15 protein-coding genes and 2 tRNA genes are annotated in these 18204 nt (G+C 74.4%); 9 read left to right on the top strand and 8 right to left on the bottom strand.

What is annotated here, in order from left to right; genetic code table 11:
* Positions 1–112 precede the first annotated feature (112 nt).
* Positions 113–2551 (top strand): HAD-IC family P-type ATPase, encoded by a 2439-nt coding sequence (locus RDI86_RS10460; RefSeq protein ID WP_308821348.1) that lies wholly within the window; start codon positions 113–115, stop codon positions 2549–2551.
* Positions 2552–2559: 8 nt separating this feature from the next.
* Here RDI86_RS10460 and RDI86_RS10455 read toward each other — a convergent pair whose 3' ends face one another.
* A complete protein-coding gene (locus RDI86_RS10455) occupies positions 2560–3384 on the bottom strand; it encodes a metal-dependent hydrolase (protein ID WP_308821347.1) in 825 nt (274 codons plus the stop codon).
* Positions 3385–3782: 398 nt separating this feature from the next.
* Between RDI86_RS10455 and RDI86_RS10450 the strand changes: the two genes are divergently transcribed.
* The 4 genes from RDI86_RS10450 (at position 3783) to RDI86_RS10435 (ending at position 5552) form a co-directional block, all read left to right on the top strand.
* Entirely contained in the window at positions 3783–3914 is a 132-nt protein-coding gene (locus tag RDI86_RS10450; RefSeq protein WP_308821346.1) for a hypothetical protein, read from the top strand.
* A gap of 155 nt (positions 3915–4069) precedes the next feature.
* A tRNA-Arg gene (locus RDI86_RS10445) sits at positions 4070–4141 on the top strand.
* Positions 4142–4185: 44 nt separating this feature from the next.
* Positions 4186–4258, top strand: a tRNA-Arg gene (locus RDI86_RS10440).
* A 121-nt stretch (positions 4259–4379) separates the two neighbouring features.
* The gene (locus RDI86_RS10435; protein WP_076404994.1) at positions 4380–5552 is read left to right on the top strand and encodes an RtcB family protein; all 1173 of its coding nucleotides are present in this window, start codon (positions 4380–4382) and stop codon (positions 5550–5552) included.
* 89 nt (positions 5553–5641) lie between these two features.
* Here the strand turns inward: RDI86_RS10435 and RDI86_RS10430 are convergent, their stop codons facing one another.
* The gene (locus RDI86_RS10430; RefSeq protein WP_308821345.1) at positions 5642–7237 is read right to left on the bottom strand and encodes a HAMP domain-containing sensor histidine kinase; all 1596 of its coding nucleotides are present in this window, start codon (positions 7235–7237) and stop codon (positions 5642–5644) included.
* Positions 7230–8000, bottom strand: a complete 771-nt coding sequence (locus RDI86_RS10425; RefSeq protein WP_211933397.1) for a response regulator transcription factor — start codon at positions 7998–8000, stop codon at positions 7230–7232. The genes RDI86_RS10430 and RDI86_RS10425 overlap by 8 nt, the downstream gene beginning before the upstream one ends.
* Before the next feature lie 280 nt (positions 8001–8280).
* On the opposite strand from RDI86_RS10425, the gene RDI86_RS10420 reads away from it, so the two are divergent.
* Together RDI86_RS10420 and RDI86_RS10415 are read left to right on the top strand one after the other, a co-directional pair.
* The gene (locus RDI86_RS10420; protein ID WP_081599940.1) at positions 8281–9726 is read left to right on the top strand and encodes a ThuA domain-containing protein; all 1446 of its coding nucleotides are present in this window, start codon (positions 8281–8283) and stop codon (positions 9724–9726) included.
* Positions 9727–9895: 169 nt separating this feature from the next.
* Positions 9896–11719: a DUF5979 domain-containing protein gene (locus tag RDI86_RS10415; protein ID WP_308821344.1), complete on the top strand. Its 1824-nt coding sequence runs from the start codon at positions 9896–9898 to the stop codon at positions 11717–11719.
* A 74-nt stretch (positions 11720–11793) separates the two neighbouring features.
* On the opposite strand, the gene RDI86_RS10410 is transcribed toward RDI86_RS10415, so the two are convergent.
* The 5 genes from RDI86_RS10410 to RDI86_RS10390 form a co-directional block, all read right to left on the bottom strand.
* On the bottom strand, positions 11794–12369 hold the full coding sequence (locus RDI86_RS10410) for a CueP family metal-binding protein (RefSeq protein WP_021483840.1): 576 nt from the start codon (positions 12367–12369) through the stop codon (positions 11794–11796).
* 110 nt (positions 12370–12479) lie between these two features.
* The gene (locus RDI86_RS10405) at positions 12480–13529 is read right to left on the bottom strand and encodes a phosphotriesterase (protein ID WP_043653986.1); all 1050 of its coding nucleotides are present in this window, start codon (positions 13527–13529) and stop codon (positions 12480–12482) included.
* Positions 13526–14584, bottom strand: a complete 1059-nt coding sequence (locus RDI86_RS10400) for a DMT family transporter (protein ID WP_308821343.1) — start codon at positions 14582–14584, stop codon at positions 13526–13528. The genes RDI86_RS10405 and RDI86_RS10400 overlap by 4 nt, the downstream gene beginning before the upstream one ends.
* A 93-nt stretch (positions 14585–14677) precedes the next feature.
* Complete coding sequence (locus RDI86_RS10395) at positions 14678–15598, bottom strand: ribokinase (protein ID WP_043653989.1); 921 nt, start codon at positions 15596–15598, stop codon at positions 14678–14680.
* Positions 15598–16341, bottom strand: a complete 744-nt coding sequence (locus RDI86_RS10390; RefSeq protein ID WP_043653991.1) for a glutamine amidotransferase — start codon at positions 16339–16341, stop codon at positions 15598–15600. Before RDI86_RS10390 ends, RDI86_RS10395 begins: the two co-directional genes overlap by 1 nt.
* Before the next feature lie 176 nt (positions 16342–16517).
* Here RDI86_RS10390 and RDI86_RS10385 point away from each other — a divergent pair, with 176 nt between their 5' ends.
* Both RDI86_RS10385 and RDI86_RS10380 read left to right on the top strand, forming a co-directional pair.
* Positions 16518–17555, top strand: coding sequence for a LacI family DNA-binding transcriptional regulator (locus RDI86_RS10385; protein ID WP_308821342.1), 1038 nt, complete (start codon positions 16518–16520; stop codon positions 17553–17555).
* Positions 17556–17877: 322 nt separating this feature from the next.
* Entirely contained in the window at positions 17878–18054 is a 177-nt protein-coding gene (locus RDI86_RS10380) for a hypothetical protein (protein ID WP_308821341.1), read from the top strand.
* Positions 18055–18204: the final 150 nt, after the last annotated feature.

Below are 18204 nucleotides of genomic sequence, written 5' to 3'. Positions count from 1 at the left end.
CTCATGGCGTTCCTCCTCTCCTCCGGTGCCCGACGACGCGGGCGACGTGCTGCGACCGTCTCATCGCCGCGCGGCCCGGCGCAACGGAATTACGGCGGATACGATCGCGCCCATGACGGCGCCGTCGACGAGGGCTGCGGGACTGACGTCGCGGGACGTCGCGGAGCGCGTCGCCGACGGCAGGGTCAACCGGTTGCCGCCCCGTTCGGGGCGCACGACCTGGGACGTCGTCCGGGCCAACACCGCGACGCGGATCAACGCCCTGCTCGGGGTGCTCCTCGTGCTGGCGCTGAGCACGGGCTCGCTCATCAACAGCCTCTTCGGTCTCGCGATCCTCGCCAACGCCGGCATCGGGATCGTCCAGGAGCTGCGCGCGAAGCGCACCCTGGACGCGCTGGCGATCGTGGGGCGGGCGCCCGTGCGCGTGCGCCGCGACGGGGCGGTGACGGAGGTCGACCAGGCGGACGTCGTCGTCGACGACGTCGTCGAGCTCGGTGCCGGGGACCAGGTCGTGGTCGACGGCCCGGTGGTCGAGTCCGCCTCGCTCGAGGTCGACGAGTCCCTCCTCACGGGCGAGGCCGACCCCGTCGTGAAGAGGCCCGGGGACTGGCTCCTGTCCGGGAGCTTCGTGGTGGCCGGCTCGGGCGCCTACCGGGCGACGGACGTCGGCCCGGCCGCGTACGCCGCGCGGCTCGCGCACGAGGCGAGCGCGTTCACGCTCGTGCGCTCGGAGCTGCGGTCCGGCATCGACTCGATCCTGCGGGTCATCACGTGGCTGCTGGTGCCCGCGGGCGTCCTCACGGTGGTGAACCAGCTCGTCATCTCGCGGCAGGGGTTCCGGCAGTCCGTGCTCGGCATGGTCGCCGCCCTCGTGCCCATGGTCCCCGAGGGCCTCGTGCTCCTGACCTCCGTCGCCTTCGCGATCGGGGTGGTCCGGCTCGGCCGGCGTCGGTGCCTCGTCCAGGAGCTGCCGGCCATCGAGGGGCTGGCGCGCGTCGACGTGGTGTGCGCGGACAAGACGGGCACGCTCACGGAGAACGGGATGCGCCTCGCCCGGGTGGACGTGCTCGACGGCCCCCGGGACGAGGTGGAGCGCGCCCTGGCGGCGCTCGCCGCCCTCGATCCGCGGCCCAACGCGTCCGTCGCCGCGGTCGCGGAGGCGTTCCCGGACGCACCGGGCTGGCGGGCGACCGCCGTCGTCCCGTTCTCGTCGGCCACGAAGTGGTCCGGCATGTCCTTCGCGGACGCCGACGGCCCGCAGGGGAGCTGGGTGCTCGGCGCGGCCGACGTGCTGCTGGACCCCCGGTCCGCCGTGGCGCAGCAGGCGACGGCCCTCGGCGCCGACGGCCTGCGGGTGCTGCTCCTCGCGTCGACCGACGCCCCGGTCGACGCCGCCGCCCCGGACGGAGGCGCCCCGGGGCACCTCGCCCCGCGGGCGCTCGTCGCGCTCGAGCAGCGGGTGCGCGCGGACGCCCGGCAGACGCTGGACTACTTCGACACCCAGGGCGTCACGGTGAAGGTCGTCTCGGGCGACAACCCGGTGTCCGTCGCTGCGGTCGCGCGGTCCCTCGGCCTGGGCGGTCCCGAGACGTCGGTCGACGCCCGGACCCTGCCCGCCGATCGCGAGGAGCTCGCGACGGTCGTCGAGGGCGCCACGACGTTCGGCCGGGTGCGACCGGACCAGAAGCGGGCCGTCGTCGGGGCGCTGCAGGCGCGCGGGCACACCGTCGCCATGACGGGGGACGGCGTGAACGACGTGCTGGCTCTCAAGGACGCGGACATCGGCGTGGCGATGGGGTCGGGGAGCCCGGCCGCGCGGTCCGTGGCGCAGATCGTCCTGCTGGACGACCGCTTCGCGACGCTGCCGTCCGTCGTCGGGGAAGGGCGCCGGGTGATCGGGAACATCGAACGGGTCGCGCACCTCTTCCTCACCAAGACCGTGTACGCGGTGGTGCTGGCCGTCCTCGTCGGCCTCGCCGGGGTCGGCGCGTGGCTCCTCGGGGCTGCGCCCGTCTCCTACCCGTTCCTGCCGATCCACGTGACCGTCGCGGCGTGGTTCACCATCGGGGTCCCCGCGTTCGTCATGTCCCTGGCGCCGAACGACGAGCGGGCGCGCCCGGGCTTCGTGCCGAGGGTGCTCCGGCTCGCGGTGCCCGCGGGCGTGTCGATCGGCGTCATGACCTTCCTGTGCTACCTCGTGGTGGACCCGGGCGCGGGCGGGGCGTCGTTGGGCGGCCCGACGGACACGCTTGCCCCGGCGGAGGTGCGGGCGTCGACCGCGGCCCTGGTCACCCTGCTCGTGGGCGCCCTGTGGGTGCTCGCTGTCGTGGCGCGCCCGTACACGGGGTGGAAGGTGCTCCTGGTCGGCTTCTGCGCGGTGTTCTACGTGGCGCTCTTCAGCGTCCCCGCGGCGCGCGAGCTCCTGTCGCTCGACGTCTCCGACCCCGCGACGCTCGGCGTCGGCCTGGCGTGCGGCGCGCTCGCGATCCTCCTCACCGAGGCGCTGCGGTGGTCGACGGCGCGCGTCCCCCGCGCCCGCGCCGCCGGCTGAGGACGGGCTCAGGCCGCCCCGGACGCGAGGACCTGGATCGCCGCCACCACGCGCTCGTACGTGCCCAGGGTGTCGAAGCCCATCTGGTCGAGCGCCGACCACACGAACCCGACCGTCGCGTACATCCCGACGGCCGTCGCGAGGATCCACTCGCGCACCGACCCCGTGGAGCCGAGCAGGGGGAGGGCGAAGCTCCCGCTCGGGCGCCACACGTCGTCGACGACGAGCGAGCGCCGCACCCAGCGCGGCGAGCGGATCTTCACCGGCCACAGCAGGGGCGCGCCGTTGGTCGTGAGCACGTCGCCGAGGATGTGGATCGTGACGCCGAGCCCGACCGCGACGGGGAGCCAGTTCCACTCCTCCGGGGAGAACAGGGCGACGAGCACGGCGACGGTGAGCGACGTCACCCACGGCACGAGCTTGCCGCGCCGCGTGAGCTTGAGCGCCTTGAGCGCGAGCGCGACGAGCAGCACGGCGAGCAGACCGCCGCCGACGTAGACCGTGCCGAAGCTCCCCGTCTCGACCGTGACGAGCCCGGCGAGCCAGGCGAGCGCGGTGAACACCGCGATGCCGAGGAACGAGTGCGTGCCCTGGCGGTGCCCGCCCGCGACCGTCTCCACGGCGTCGGACACCCACTCGCTCACGGGCGGCAGCGAGTGCGCGAACGTGCCGTTGTGATGGTCGGCGTCGGGGAGGAGCGCGGCCCCGGCGCACACGACCGCACCCGTCATGACCCCGACCGACGACACGGGGTGCCAGCCGAGGGCGAACGGGGCCGTCGACGTCACGGCGATCCACGCCGCCGCACCGGTCGCGGCGTGGTTGGCACCCATCATGGCGGCGCATCTCCTGTCGTCGGGCCCGCGCGCGGTTCGTCGGCGTCGGGAGGTCTGTCCGGAACGTCCGGAACCCTACCCGGTGCCGCCGACAGTCCCGGTCGACCGCCCGGAAGGCCGGGAGCCAGGACCTTCGGCCGGGAGAAAAGTGTGCCAAGCGCCGACGTGCCCGGCGCGGGTGCGAGCTCGTCCGCGGGCAGGAAAGGCCGCCCGTGGGGGCAGGAAAGACTGCCGGCCGGGGGGTGCTCCGGGCGGTGCGGCGGCCCTCGGTCGGAGAATTCCTCCACGAATTCGAGAAATGGGGTTGTGTCGACCAGGAAAGGCGCGTACGGTCTTCCTCGGTCGACCACATTCCGGTGCGTGGGCCACCCGACACGACCGAGAGGAGCAGTGCCGTGCGCGAACCCGTCCAGCAGGACCGGCGACGTCCCGTCCTGCCCTGCGAGCAGCCGCGCGTCGTGCTGCCCGTGGCGTATCTCAGCGTGTCCTCGTTCCTCGTCGGGGACCCCGGCGGTCCTGTCGTCTGACCACAGCGTCGTCACGACAGGCCGTCCCGGACATCGCCGGGGCGGCCTTTTTTCTTGTGCGGGAATGCACCCGGTCGGGGTGCATTTCTCGTGCTGTCTTTCTCTTCTCTCCGCCGTCGGCGCGCATTTGTCGTGCGCCTGCGGTGAAAAGCACTGCCTTCGTGGTCCAACGGACACGACGCCGCTCTACGGAAGCGGAGACGGGGGTTCGACTCCCTCCGAGGGCACCTGGACGCCTGGCGTCCCGTCTGCTCGACGTTAAGGAGCACCAGCGCGCGTAGCTCAGCGGACAGAGCGCCGGCTTCCGGAGCCGGGCGGCGGGGGTTCGAGTCCTCCCGCGCGCACCTCGCCGCCCCTGCCGGGGCGGCGTCATGATCGTCAGGACGACCCGAGGAGGTCAGCATCGTGAGCACCGAGGCCCACACGTTCCCCGTCCCGCTGTCGGGCGCGAAGGCACCCACCCTCATGTGGGCGCACGAGCACGCCGTCGAGCCGGCCGCGCTGCAGCAGCTGCGCAACATCGCCGCGCTGCCGTGGGTCGAGGGCGTGCGCGTCATGCCCGACGTCCACCTCGGCAAGGGCGCGACCGTCGGCTCGGTCATCGCGATGCGCGACGCCGTGTCGCCCAACGCCGTCGGCGTCGACATCGGGTGCGGGATGATCGGCGTCCGCACGTCCCTCACGGCGGAGGACCTGCCCGACGACCTCGGACCGGTCCGCGCGCGCATCGAGGCCGCGATCCCCGTCGGCTTCCACGCGCACGACGAGCCGGTCGACCCGCACCGGCTGCGCTCGATCTCCGGCCGCGGCCCGGCCGAGGTCGCGCGCGGCGCGGACGCGTTCTGGTCGCGGTTCTCCGGGCTGCACGGGCGCGTGTCGGACATCGAGGGCCGCGCGCGCCGTCAGCTCGGAACCCTGGGCGGGGGAAATCACTTCGTCGAGCTGTGCACGGACACCGACGGGCAGGTCTGGCTCCAGCTGCACTCGGGGTCGCGCAACATCGGCAAGACGCTCGCGGAGCAGCACGTCGCGGTCGCGAAGCGCCTGGAGCACAACCAGGGGCTCGTCGACCGCGAGCTCGCCGTGTTCCTCGGCGGCACGCCGGAGATGGACGCGTACCTCTCCGACCTGTGGTGGGCGCAGGAGTACGCGGCGCGCTCGCGAGCGGTCATGATGACGCTCGTCGTCGACGCCGTGCGCGCGTCGTTCCCCGGCCGCGAGATCGCGTTCGACGAGGCCGTGAACGTCCACCACAACTACGTCGCGGTCGAGCACGTCGACGGCCAGGAGCTCGTCGTGACCCGCAAGGGCGCGATCCGGGCCGGGAAGGGCGACCTCGGGCTCATCCCGGGGTCCATGGGCACCGGCTCGTACATCGTGCGCGGGCTCGGGAACCCGGAGTCGTACTGGTCGGCGTCGCACGGCGCGGGCCGTCGCATGTCGCGCACGAAGGCGAAGAAGACCTTCACGCTCGACGACCTCGCCGCCCAGACGACCGGCGTGGAGTGCCGCAAGGACGCCGGGGTGCTCGACGAGATCCCGGCCGCCTACAAGGACCTCGACGAGGTCGTCCGCGCCCAGTCCGACCTCGTCGAGGTCGTCGCCCGGCTCACGACGCTCCTCTGCGTCAAGGGCTGACCTGGCGGTCCGGGCGCGGCGAGCAGGTGGTTCTGGCGCGTCCCGAGGTCCGGACGAGCCAGGACCACCTGCTCGGCGCCGGAGGGGTGTCAGAGGCGGGTTCGGGGGAGGCGGACCGCGACGGTGGTGCCGGTGGGGCCGGGCTCGTCCGCCGTCGCGGACGTCACCGTGATCGTGCCGCCGTGGGCGGTGACGATCGCGTCGACGATCGCGAGCCCGAGGCCCGTGGAGCCGCCGGTGCGGTTGCGGGCGTCGTCGCCGCGCGAGAATCGACGCAGGAGCGTCGGCCGCAGGGGCGCGGGGATGCCGGGCCCGTCGTCGGCGACGGCGAGCACGACGGCGTCGGCGTCCGCGGTGAGCCGGACGTCCACGTGCGTGCCGGGCGGGGTGTGCGTGCGGGCGTTGGCGAGGAGGTTGGCGAGGACCTGGCGCAGGCTGGCCTCGTCGCCGGTCACCTCGAGGTCGACGGCGTCGTCCGGCAGGTCGTCCGGGTCCGGGGCGCCGGACGCCGGGTCGACGTCGAGGTCGTCCGCGCCGGGCAGGTCGAGCGCCCAGTCGTGGTCGGGTCCCGCGGCGTGCGCGTCCGTGACGGCGTCGACGGCGAGCACGGCGAGGTCGACGGGCGCGCGGTCGAGCGGGCGTCCGGCGTCGAGCCGGGCGAGGAGCAGCAGGTCCTCGACGAGGCCGGTCATGCGCACGGCCTCGGCCTCGATGCGGTCGAGCGAGCGCGCGGTCGCGGGCGGTACGTCGTCGGGGGAGCGGCGCACGAGCTCGGCGTACCCGCGGATGGAGGCGAGCGGCGTGCGCAGCTCGTGGCTCGCGTCGGCGACGAACCGCCGCACCTGGGTCTCGGAGTCGTGGCGCGCCTGGAGCGAGGTCTCGACGTTCTCGAGCATCCGGTTGAGCGCGGCGCCCACCTGGCCGACCTCCGTGCGCTCGTCGGTGAGGTCGTCCGGGACGCGCGGGATGGCGTCGATCTCGCCCTGCGCGAGCTCGAGCTCGGAGACGCGGCCCGCGGCGGCGGCGACGTCGTCGAGCGGGCGCAGCGAGCGCCGCACGAGCCAGGTGCCGAGAAGTACGGCCGCGAGTACTCCGGCCGCGCCGAGCGCGGCCTCGACGAGCACGTACCTCTCGACGGTCGCATCGACCTGGGCGGTGCTCGACGCGACGACGACGGGCTGCCCGTCCGCGGTGGTGCGGTGCACGGCGCGGAACGACCCGAGGTCGGGGAGGTCGACGTCGTGCGCGGCGCCGTCGACGGGGACGGCCTCGAGCGCCGCGACCTGGGCGTCGTCGAGCGCCACGCGCCGGAGGTCCGGGGTGACGTACTCCGCGAGGACGAGAGCGCCGCCGTCGTACCGCAGCACGGCGCTGCCGGGGCCGGTGCCCGCGGGGAAGCGTGACGGGTCGTCGGGCCCGCCGGGCTCCGGCCCGGACGCGTCGCCGGTGCCGTCCGGGGGCTGCGCGGGGCCGTCGCCGCGGGCGAGCCGGTCGCTCGCCTGGCGCAGCTCGTGGTCGACCTGGGCGACGAGCTGGGTGCGCAGCACGACGGCGGACGCGACGGCGAGCCCGACGGTGACGAGCAGCACGACGGCCGCGAGCACGAGCACGAGGCGCCGGCGCAGCGCGGTGGGCCGCCGCTCCCTGCCGGTGGCCGTCGGGCGGGTCGTGCCGAGGTCAGGCACGGGCGCTCTCCGCGTCGGCGGCGGGCTTGAGCACGTACCCGACCCCGCGCAGCGTGTGGATCATGGGCGCGCGGCCCTTGTCGATCTTGCGGCGCAGGTAGGAGACGTAGAGCTCGACGATGTTGGCCTGGCCGCCGAAGTCGTAGTTCCAGACGCGGTCGAGGATCTGCGCCTTGGACAGCACGCGGCGCGGGTTGCGCATGAGGTACCGCAGGAGCTCGAACTCGGTCGCGGTGAGCCGGATCTCCTCGCCCCCGCGCCGCACCTCGTGCGCGTCCTCGTCGAGCTCGAGGTCGCCGACGACGAGCACCGAGTCCTCGCGCTGGGCGGTCGCACCGCCGCGGCGCAGCAGCCCGCGCAGCCGGGCGACGACCTCCTCCAGGCTGAACGGCTTGGTCACGTAGTCGTCGCCGCCCGCGGTGAGCCCGGCGACGCGGTCCTCGACGGCGTCGCGCGCGGTGAGGAACAGCACGGGCACGTCGGCGTCGCGCTCGCGCAGGCGGCGCAGGACGGTGAGCCCGTCCATGTCGGGGAGCATGACGTCGAGCACGACGACGTCCGGCCCGGTCTCCCGCGCGGTGCGGATCGCGGTGTGACCGTCGAGCGCGGTGGAGACGTCCCAGCCCTCGTACCGCAGCGCCGAGGTGAGCAGCTCGGCGAGGTTCGGCTCGTCGTCGACCACGAGCACGCGGACGGGGGAGCCGTCCGGGCGCGTGAGGCGCGGCTGGTCCGGGCGGCCGACGGGGGCGGGGGCTGTGGTCATGCTCCCAGGGTCGCGCGCGACGCGGAGGCGTGCCTGTGGTGACCCTGTGCGCTCGCTGTGCCCCGAGGCCGGCCCGGCCGCCGCCCGACGCGCGCCGCGGGCCGGGGTGAGAAACCGCAGTCGCGAGTCGTTGAAACCTTGACTTTTGTGCGCCTGCCGTCAAAACTCGCTGCATCGGCAGCAGCCGACGTCCACGCACGCAGGAGTGCGCGCGTCGCCCCGTGGGGTCGCCGTCGGCGACCCTCCGGCTCGCGCTCTCGACGACGAGGGAGAAGCACGCATGGATTTGTTCAGCGGCATGACGTTCCGGCGGGCGGTGGCTGCGGCCGCCGCGCTGCCGCTCGTGGGCGGTGCCACGCTCATGACCGCGGGCCCGGCGGCCGCCGACGAGGAGGACTACAAGATCCTCGTCGTGGGGGAGACGCTCGGCTTCCGCCACTCGCACATCGACGACACCACGCGCGCGCTCATCGAGCTCGGCGCCGACAACGGCTTCACGGTCGACGTGTGGGACCCGCCGAACAGCTCGGCGGGGTGGTGGGGCAGCGGTTCGCCCGGCCAGCCCGACCTGACGATGGACTCCTCGCCGTTCACGAGCGCCGAGGACCTCGCGCAGTACGCGACCATCGTCTTCGCGTCGCCGGTCGACAACACCAACTCCCTCAACCCGGCCACGCCGCGCCTCCTGGACGACGCCGAGCTCGCCGCGTTCCAGGGCTACATCCGGGGCGGCGGCGGGTTCGTGGGCCTGCACGCGGCGACGGACACGATGCACACCGTGCCCTGGTACAGCCAGCTCACGGGCGGCGGCGCGCGGTTCGTCAGCCACCCGCAGCAGCAGACGGCGACGATGCGCGTCGAGAGCCCGGGTCACCCCTCGACGGCGCACCTGCCGGCCGTCTGGGAGCGGTTCGACGAGTGGTACAACTACACGACCAACCCGCGCGAGGACGTCCACGTCCTCATCACGCTCGACGAGTCGACGTACAACCCGGGCAACAACGCGATGGGCGAGGACCACCCGATCGCGTGGTGCCAGAACTTCGAGGGCGGTCGCTCCTGGTACGAGGGCGCCGGGCACACCGACGCCTCGTGGACCGACCCGCTGTTCCTCGAGCACGTCCTCAAGGGCGTCGAGTGGACCGCGGGCGTCGTCGAGGGCGGCGGCAACTGCGTCACCTTCGGCGAGGTCGACGAGCTCGTGGCGGGCCTGAACACCTCCGCGGTGGGCGACGGCGTCATCGCCGGCGCGATCTCGTCGCTGCTCGGCAGCGCGCGCAGCGCGGCCGACGCGGACGACCCCGCGACGGCCGTCCAGGTGCTCGGCGGCGCGCGGTCGCTCGTCGACCACCTGTCGGCGGCGGCGGGCGACCGCGCGCTGCTCGGCACGAAGATCGACGACCTCGTCGACTGGCAGTCGGCGCTCGTCGACGACGGCCCCGCACTCGACCTCTCGGCCGAGGCCGAGCTGCGCACCATGGGCGGCAAGCAGTACCTCGCGGTCCGGGTGGTCAACCAGGACGACACGGCCGTGGACCTCACGGTCACCACGCCGTACGGGACCAAGGAGTTCGCGGCCGTCGCGCCGACCAAGAACGCCTACCAGGCCTTCGCGACGCGCCTCGTCGAGGTGCCCGCGGGGCAGGTGACGGTCACCGCCACCGCCGAGCGTGACGGCGAGACGGTCACCGAGGAGCTCGTGGTCGACTTCAGCGGCACCGCCTGACGCCTCCCTGGCCCAGCAGGCACGACGCCCGTCGCACCCCGGTGCGGCGGGCGTCGTCGTGCGCGGGGCGGGCGGTGCGCGAGGTGTGATCTCGCGCACGCCGCGTGATGATCCGGGGCGCACCGCGTCCTCACTCCTGGACGACCGTCCAGGAGTAAAGGAGAGACCCGTGCCCCCCACCGCCCGACCCCCGCGCCACCGCGGCCGACCCGTGCGCCGCGCCCTCGCGGCCGCCGTCACGCTGCTGCTGGCCGTGCTCGGCCTCGCCGCCGTCCCCACGACCGCGAGCGCCGCCGAGCTCGACGCCATCACCGGCGTCGAGATCACCCGTCCCACCGGTGCGATCCACCAGGGGGACTCGATCCGTCTCGACGCCACGTGGGCGGTGTCCGACGACGCGCGCCCGGGCGACACGTTCCGTCTCGCGCTGCCCACGAGCCCGCGCGTCGCCGGGTTCGCCGACACGTTCGAGCTGACGGACCCGGCGGGCGCCGTGGTCGGCACGTGCACCGTCGACGAGACGCAGTTCCTGTGCACGCTCGGCGACTACGTCCTCGACCACACGGGCGTCGGCGGGACGGTGTACTTCTGGGCCCAGGTGACGGAGACGAGCGACGCGGAGGTGCTCGTGTTCACCACCGGCGGCGGCGTGGAGCTCCGCGTCGACGTCCCCGGCGGCATCGGGGAGGGCGAGGGTGGTGGCGGCTGGCAGCCGCCCACCTCGCCGGTCAAGGGCGGCTGGTACGACCGCGCCGCGGGCGTCGTGCGCTGGGACGTGTACGTGCCCGGGCAGTTCCTCACGGGCCCGGACGGGTCCCCGGTCGTGCTCACGGACACGTTCGACCCCCGCCTGACGCTCGTCGAGGACAGCGTCGGCGTGCTCGCGGTGCCCGTCGACAGCTGGGACGACGGCGACTTCTGGGGCTCGGGATTCTGGCTGGACCCGGCGGACTACGTCGTCGAGGCGGGGCCGGGCGCGAACCAGTTCCGGTTCAGCGTGCCGGACGCCCACGGCGCCGACCACGTCTACGTGCTGTCCTACGCGACGACGGTCCCGGCCGACGCGCGCGACGGCGACCGCTACGAGAACACCGTCACCGGCCTGGCGTCCGGCGACGTCGTGGCGTCGGCGGAGTACGCGGGCGCCGGCGGCACGGGCGGGGGCGAGGGCGTGCGCACGATCTGGCTCGCCAAGCGCGTCGACGGCGACGCGGCGCAGGGCGTGACGGGACCGTTCGCGTTCGAGCTCGTCTGCACGGGCGCGCAGGGCGAGGCGCTCGCCGGCTTCCCGCGCTCGGCCACCGTCTCGGCGGGGGCGAGCACGACGTTCGCGGGCGTGCCGGTCGGGTCCGTGTGCTCCCTGACCGAGATCGACGACGGCGGCGCGGACCGCGTGGCCTTCGCCCCCGCGGGGCCGATCGAGGTGACGGCGGCGTCGCCCGCGACGATCGACGTCGTCGCGACGAACACCTTCGACGCGCACGTCGGCGAGGTGGCCGTGACCAAGCGCGTGACGGGGCCCGCCGCGTCGGGGGTGCCGACGGGGACCACGTACCCGGTCGGCTACGCGTACGACGGGCCCGAGGGCGAGGTGACCGGGGAGCTCGTGCTCACGGACGGTGGCACCGAGGTGCTCCCGGACCTGCCGGCCGGGACGGTCGTGACGCTCACCGAGGCGGCTCCCGCGGCCCTCGACGGCGTCGCGTGGCGGGCGCCGGCGTTCGCGGGCGACGGGGTCGAGGTGCTCGACGACGGCTCCGCGCGCGTCGTCGTCGGGGACGGGACGACGGTCGAGGTCGTGCTGACGAACACCGCGGACGTGCCCGTCGTCCCCGACGGGCCCGGTGCCGAGGGGCAGCGGCCGGGCACCGCGGCGACGCCACCGAGCGGTGGCCTGGCGACGACCGGAGCCGGGCTCGGCGCCGCCGTCCTCCTCGCGGCGCTGCTCGTGGCGGCCGGCACCGTCGTCGTGCGGCGCCACGCCCGCGGCTGAGGCGACCGTGGCGCCCCCGCGGCGTCACGGCGAGCACGCCTCGCCGTGACGGCGCGGGGGGCGCGTGGGCCTCGTCAGGCGAGCTGGAGGGTCGTGAGGCAGGTGGGGTCGTCGTCGCGCGTCGAGACGGTCGTGGTGCCGACCCGGCCGTCGTGCTCGACGCGCAGCTCCGCGTCGACGTCGCGCGGGAGCCAGTAGCCCACGAAGCCGTTGGCCCCGAGCGTCGTGTCCTCCTCGACGAGCACGTCGCCGGTGGCCGCGTCGACCACGGTCACCGAGACCGGCTCGCCCGCGAGCTCGCCCTGGCACGTGGTGAGCGAGTGGTAGAAGCACTCGTGCGTCTCGTCCACGAAGGGCGCGACGGAGAGATAGAACGTGTCCTCGGGCAGCGGGACCGTGGTCTCGTACGACTCGTCGGCGAGCACGAGCTCCGCTGCGCGGACGGAGGCCACGAGGTCGGTCGGCCGGTCGGCCGTCTCGAGTCCTTCGAGCCGGTCGACGACCTCCTGGCCGCTGAGCCCGGTGAGGTCGTGGCGGTCGAGCAGGGCGTCCAGCGCGGAGGGCTCCGGGGACCCGCCGGAGCAGCCGGCGAGCACGAGGGCCGTGGCGGCCACGGCGGCCACGAGGGTCGGGAGGGCACGTCGTCTCATGCGCCGATCCTCTCAGAGCGCGACGCCCTGACCAGGGCCGGAGGTCCCGGACGCGCCGACGGCCGGGACCCTGGCGGGCCCCGGCCGTGCGGGTGGCGGACGGCGTCGCGTCACGCGGTGAGCATCGCCACCGGGTTGTCGTGCGTGAGGCGCGCGAGCACGTCGCGCGGCACCCCGCGCGCGGCGAGCATCTCGGTGAACACCGTCGGGACGTAGGCGAACCCGTTGCCGCCGTGCTGCACCCACATCTGCTTGAGGAACACGTCGTGGCTGAGCAGCACCTGGCCCGCGTGGCCGGCCTCGACGAGGCGCTGCACCGCGGTCGCGGTCGTGTGCGGGTCGGGGGACACGCCCTCCTTCGGGAAGGTGATGTCCATGCCGACCATGTCGAACTCGAGCCAGACGCCGCGCTCGGCCACGGACCGCTGGTAGCCCGGGTCGTCGGCGGACGGGTCCATGTGGCACAGCACGACCTTCTCCGGGCGCACGCCCACCTCGTCGAGCACGAGGTCGAGCACCTCGTGCGCGCGGCGCTGCCAGCCGGGCAGGTGCACCTGGAGCGCGACGTGCGGGTGCTCGCGCTGCGCGAGGGCCGCGGCGCGCAGCGACGCCGCCTCGCCCGGCGTGAACGACGGCGAGACGCCGATCTCGCCGATGATGCCGGGCCGCACGCCGGTCCCGCCGATCCCGTCGGCGAGCTCCGCGACGATCGCGGACGCCTGGGCGTCCACGGCCGCGGCGGCGATGCGGTCGCCCTCGAACTTCTCGAGGTACGCACCGCAGCCCGCGACCACGTGCAGGCCCGTACGGCGCGCGACCTCCGCGAGGCGCTCGGGGTTGCGCCCGATCGCGGCGCTCGACGTCGCGTCGACGATCGTGCGCCCGCCCAGCGCGGCGAAGCTCTCGAGCTCCGCCGCGACCGCGGCGACCGGCTTGTCCGCGATGTTGTCCGCGCAGCAGTACGGGTCCTGGCGCAGCGCCCACGCGACCGACGCGGAGACCGGTGCCTCGACGACCGCCTCGGAGAAGCGGTAGCTCGGCGGGTCGAGCACCCCGGACAGGTCGTTGAAGAGGTGCTCGTGGGGGAGCGTGAGGCCGAGGTCCGCAGCCGCGGCGCGGCCGGTGACCGTCTGGACGTGACCGGCGGGCGTGACGCTCATCGCGCGCTCGTCTCGCCGGCCTCGCCGCCCGCGACGGCCGCCGCGACGCCCGCGTCGGAGCCGTCCGGGCCGGGTCCGTCCGGGCCGTCGGAGTGCGCCGCCTTGCCGGACGGGATCATGCCGATCCCGGCGGCGACGAGCGCGATGACCGTGCCGACGACGGTCGCGACGTGCACGGTGTGGCCGAGCGCCGGGATCGCGGCGTCGAGGACGAGCGAGCCGACGAGCTGGCCCGCGACCGAGGCGAGGCCGAGCAGGAGCAGGCCGAGGCCGCGCACGAGGAGCGCCATGAGCGCGATCGACAGCAGGCCGAGCGGGCCGCCCAGGTACATCCACCACTCGCTCGGGAGCTGGAAGTCGACGCCGCCCACGGCCGCGCGCACGAGGTAGGCGATCAGCAGGGCGGTGAAGCCGACGAGGAAGTTCCAGCCGATCGAGACGAGCATCGACCCGGTGACGTCGGCGACGGCCGCGTTCCCGGCAGGCTGCCAGCCCGCGAGCAGACCGCCCACGAACGGCATGATCGCGAGCACGATCGTGTGCGGCACGGAGAAGCTCGGCGAGATGACGACGACGGTCGCCGCGATGGCGAGCGCCGCGCCCAGCAGGCGCGTGGTGGTGAGCGGCTGCTTGACGGACGCCGTGACGCCCAGGCGGTCGCAGATGACGCCCGAGATGACGAGGCCGGAGATGAGCGAGATCTGGAACGTCGCGACGCCGAGGACGCCGACGGTCACGCCCTCGGACAGGACGATGACGGCCCCGCACAGGCCCGCGAGGTAGTTCCACCACGGGATGGTGCGCGAGCGGATCAGGCCGGGGATCGCGAGCGCCTCGCGTCGGGTCGCGGGGCGCGCGAACACGACGACGAACATGAGGACCAGGCCGGTCCCGAACGAGATGAGGGCGGCGGCGTGCCCGTCGCCGATCGTCTTGCCCAGCTGGCCGTTGACGGCCGCCTGCATGGGGCCGAGGGCCCCCGCGAGGACGGTCGCGACGACGAGCAGGGCGGTCGCGGTGTCCTTGACCCTGTTGCGGCGGGCTGACGGGCTCACAGCACCTCCCTGAGTGCCGGACGGGGAACCGGTGGTCGCCGGCGTGGTGTGCTTCATTGCGTGACCGTGCCTTCCTCCGACGGTACGTCGGACTTAGCTGTGGAGCGGAATCCTGGTGCCCTCGGGGGCCAGGTCGGTGGCGCGCGGCAGGGAGTCGACGGCGCCGTGGCGGGTGGTGGTGGAGGCGGCGACGTGCGCCGCCCAGCGGGCGGACTCGACGAGGTCGCCGCCGTGGAGGAGGCCGTCCGCGAGCGCCGCGCAGAACGAGTCGCCGGCGGCGGTCGTGTCGACGGCGTCGACGCGCTCCGCCGGGACGGTGACGGGTGCGCCTCCCGCGGGGACGACGAGCGCGCCGTCGGCCCCGAGGGTGACGACGACGTCCCCGGGGTGGTCGAGCGCGCGGACCATGGCGAGCACGGCGTCGGTGCCGACGGGCTCGTCGCTCGCGCCGACGAGGGTCGCGAGCTCGAACCGGTTGGGCACGAGCACGCGGAACGCGGCGCGCACGGGGGCGGGCAGCGGGACGGCGGGCGCCGGGTTGAGCACCGTGGTGCCCGTCGCGGTGGCGGCGACGGCGCGCAGGGCGCCGAGCGGCGTCTCGCACTGGCACAGGACGGCGGCCGCGTCGCGGACGAGGTCGGCGCGCTCGGTGACGAACGCCTCGTCGACGACGGCGTTCGCGCCGGGCTCGATGACGATCGTCGACTCGGGCTGCTCCCACAGCACGACGGCGACGCCGGTGGGGCGGTCCGCCGTCGCGAGCCCGTCGAGGACGAGGCCCTCGACGGCGAGGCGGCGGCGGATCGCGCGGCCGTCGTCGTCGTCGCCGACGGCGCCGACCATGGCGACGCGGCGGCCGAGCCGGGCGGCGGCGACCGCCTGGTTGGCGCCCTTGCCGCCGGGGGAGCGGACGAGGCCCGTCGCGGAGACGGTCTCGCCCGAGCGGGGCAGGCGGTCGACGGTCAGCCTGAGGTCCATGTTCAGGCTGCCGACGACCACCACCTCGGGCGTCATCAGCCCGCGAGCCAGGTGACGGCCTGGCCGAACAGCGGGCCGTAGCCGGACCAGTCCATGAACTCGCGCGGGGCCCAGTGCGGGGAGATGTCGGAGGCGAACGCGAGCGTGCGCCCCTCGCCCTCGGTGCGGACGGCGACGAGCGGGCGGCCCTCGATGGTGGCGAGGACGGTCGCGTCGGCCTTGGCGGTGAGGCGCTGGTAGCCGAGGAGGATCGGCCACTCGCGGTCGAGGCCGGCGGTGACGGGGTGCTCGACGTCGGTCAGGGTGCCGCCGATGCCCTCGGGGGTCTCCTCGCGGTCGTCGTACGGGAGGATGTCGACGGGCAGGACGGCCTCGACCGCGGTGCCGTGGTAGTTCGCCTTGGCCTGGAAGCCCTGGAAGCTGAGGTAGCCGCCGGCCATCATGAGGCCGCCGCCGCGGCGCACCCACTCGGCGAGGAGCTTGAGCCGGTTCGGGAACGGGCGCCCCTGGGAGAACACGACCGGCGGGAGCAGGAGCGAGTTGGCGCCGATGTCGGACAGGATCACGACGTCGTAGGCGTCGAGCTCGTCGAGCGTGGAGGGGAAGTCCTCGGCGACGAGGTGCGAGGGCAGGTGCGTGACCTCGTGGCCCTCGGCGGCCAGCGCCTCGAGCAGGCGCGCGCACCCGATCTCGAGCTGGGCGTGGGGGAACGCGTCGTACCCCTTGTAGTCGGTGGTCGCGTTGATCCACGACTCCCCGGCGAGCAGAACCCGGCTCATCCCGGCCTCCTTGCGATCAGGTCGCGCGGCGACGTCCTCGACGACGTTGCGCAACGTTGTGTAGCGTTGCGCAAGACCGTAGGGGGCGAGCGGCGCGGCTGTCAACACCCGTGCGCGGCCCGACGCTCCCGGTAGAGTGCAGGGGATCTGGGGGACCGCCCCGAGGAAGGGGAGCCATGACGCTCACGCGTGTTGCGCAACGTGCCGGCGTGTCGGCCTCGACGGCGTCGCGCTACCTGCGCGGGCAGCTCAACGTCCAGCCGGAGACGGCGGCGCGGATCGACGCCGCGGTCCGCGAGGTGGGGTACGTCGTCCCCGCGCCCGGTCCCGCCGCGCGCGACGACGAGCGTCGCACCGGGGTGGTCGCGCTCGTCGTGCCCGACTTCGTCAACCCGTTCTTCACCGCTCTCGCCGAGGAGGTCGCGCGCCTCGCGGGCGACCGCCGCGTCCCGCTCGTCGTCGCGCTGTCGACGCGGCACGGCGACGCCGAGTCCGGACTGGGGCAGCTCCTCGCGAGCGACGGCTCGCTCGGCGGCGTCGTCTACGTGGGGATGTCCCGCACCGACGACCGGCTCGCGCGCGCCGTCGCGGACGGGCTGCCCGTCGTCGTCATCGACGAGGAGGTCGACCTCGACCTGCCCGTCGAGACCATCACCGTCGACAACTACGGCGGCGCCTACCAGGCCACCAGCTACCTCGTGCAGCAGGGGCACCGGCGCATCGCCCACGTCGCCGGGCCCGCGGAGCTGTCCACGACCCAGGACCGCCTGCGTGGGTACGTCGACGCGATGCACGACGCCGGCCTCGACGTCGACCCGGACCTCGTGCGCCACGGGCCGTACACCGAGCAGTTCGGCGCCTCGACTTTCCCCTACCTCACGCGGCCCGGGAACGCGCCGACGGCCGTGTTCGTCGGCAGCGACATCGTGGCCGTCGGGATGCTGGGCGCCGCCGAGCTGCACGGCATCTCCATCCCCGAGGACCTCTCGGTCGTCGGGTGCGACGGCATCCGTGTCGGCCAGTGGCTGCGCCCCAAGCTCACGACGCTCGAGCAGCCCGTCGCGGCGCTCGCGCTCGCCGCGATGGACGCGATCGAGCGCTCGATGACCGGCACGCGCCCCGCGGACCCGCCCGCGCGCACCGTGCTGCCGCTCCACCTCGTCGTGCGCGGCTCGGTCGCCGGCCCGCGGACGGCTGAGGCCAGGCGTCTCTGACGGCAGGGCGCGCCAGGCGGCACGGTCGCAGCACGGACGCCCGCTACCGAAGCACGGGCGGTGCGTCCGTTCTGCACTTTTAGTGCCTTTTCGCCACGGCGCTACGCGCAGGGTCGGAGCACGGGCCGGGCCGAAGTCGGCGGGGTGCCGCGCTCGTCGTGGGAGGTGCCGCGCTCGCCGCCGCCGTGCCCGCCCTGCTGCTGGGTCGGGCGGTCAGCGAGTATCTGTGGGAGCTGTGGCGGCTGGATGGTCGTCAGACCGCCGCGGGAGCGGCCGATCGCGTGATCAGCGGGTTCATCGCCGAACCTCATGTAGTTCGGTCGTGCCCCTGTGTCACGGGGCAGGCGTCGGGGTGCCGCTCGTCGTCCCGGTCCACCACGACGACTACGGCGTGTTCCGCAGCCCGCTGCGCGACTTCCTCGCGCGGTCGCCGGAGCTGCCCGGGGTCGAGATCCGGCCCGCGGCGCGAGGCGCGACGGTCGGCCTCCGGGTCGACTGACGGGCGGATGCTCACCGTGAGGGCCCGTCCGGCGACCCACCAGGAACAGCGACCTTGTGGTCGGTTTTCGTGAGGGGTCCGGCCCAACTTTTCGTCTCAATATTTCAACTTCTGACTTGGCATCAGCGAAAGTCGCGCTTAGGGTCGAAC

Source organism: Cellulosimicrobium sp. XJ-DQ-B-000 (genome assembly GCF_031119065.1).
Lineage (GTDB): Bacteria > Actinomycetota > Actinomycetes > Actinomycetales > Cellulomonadaceae > Cellulosimicrobium > Cellulosimicrobium funkei.
The sequence above is the reverse complement of the archived record's forward strand: the minus strand, read 5'-3'. Positions and strand labels throughout refer to the sequence as shown.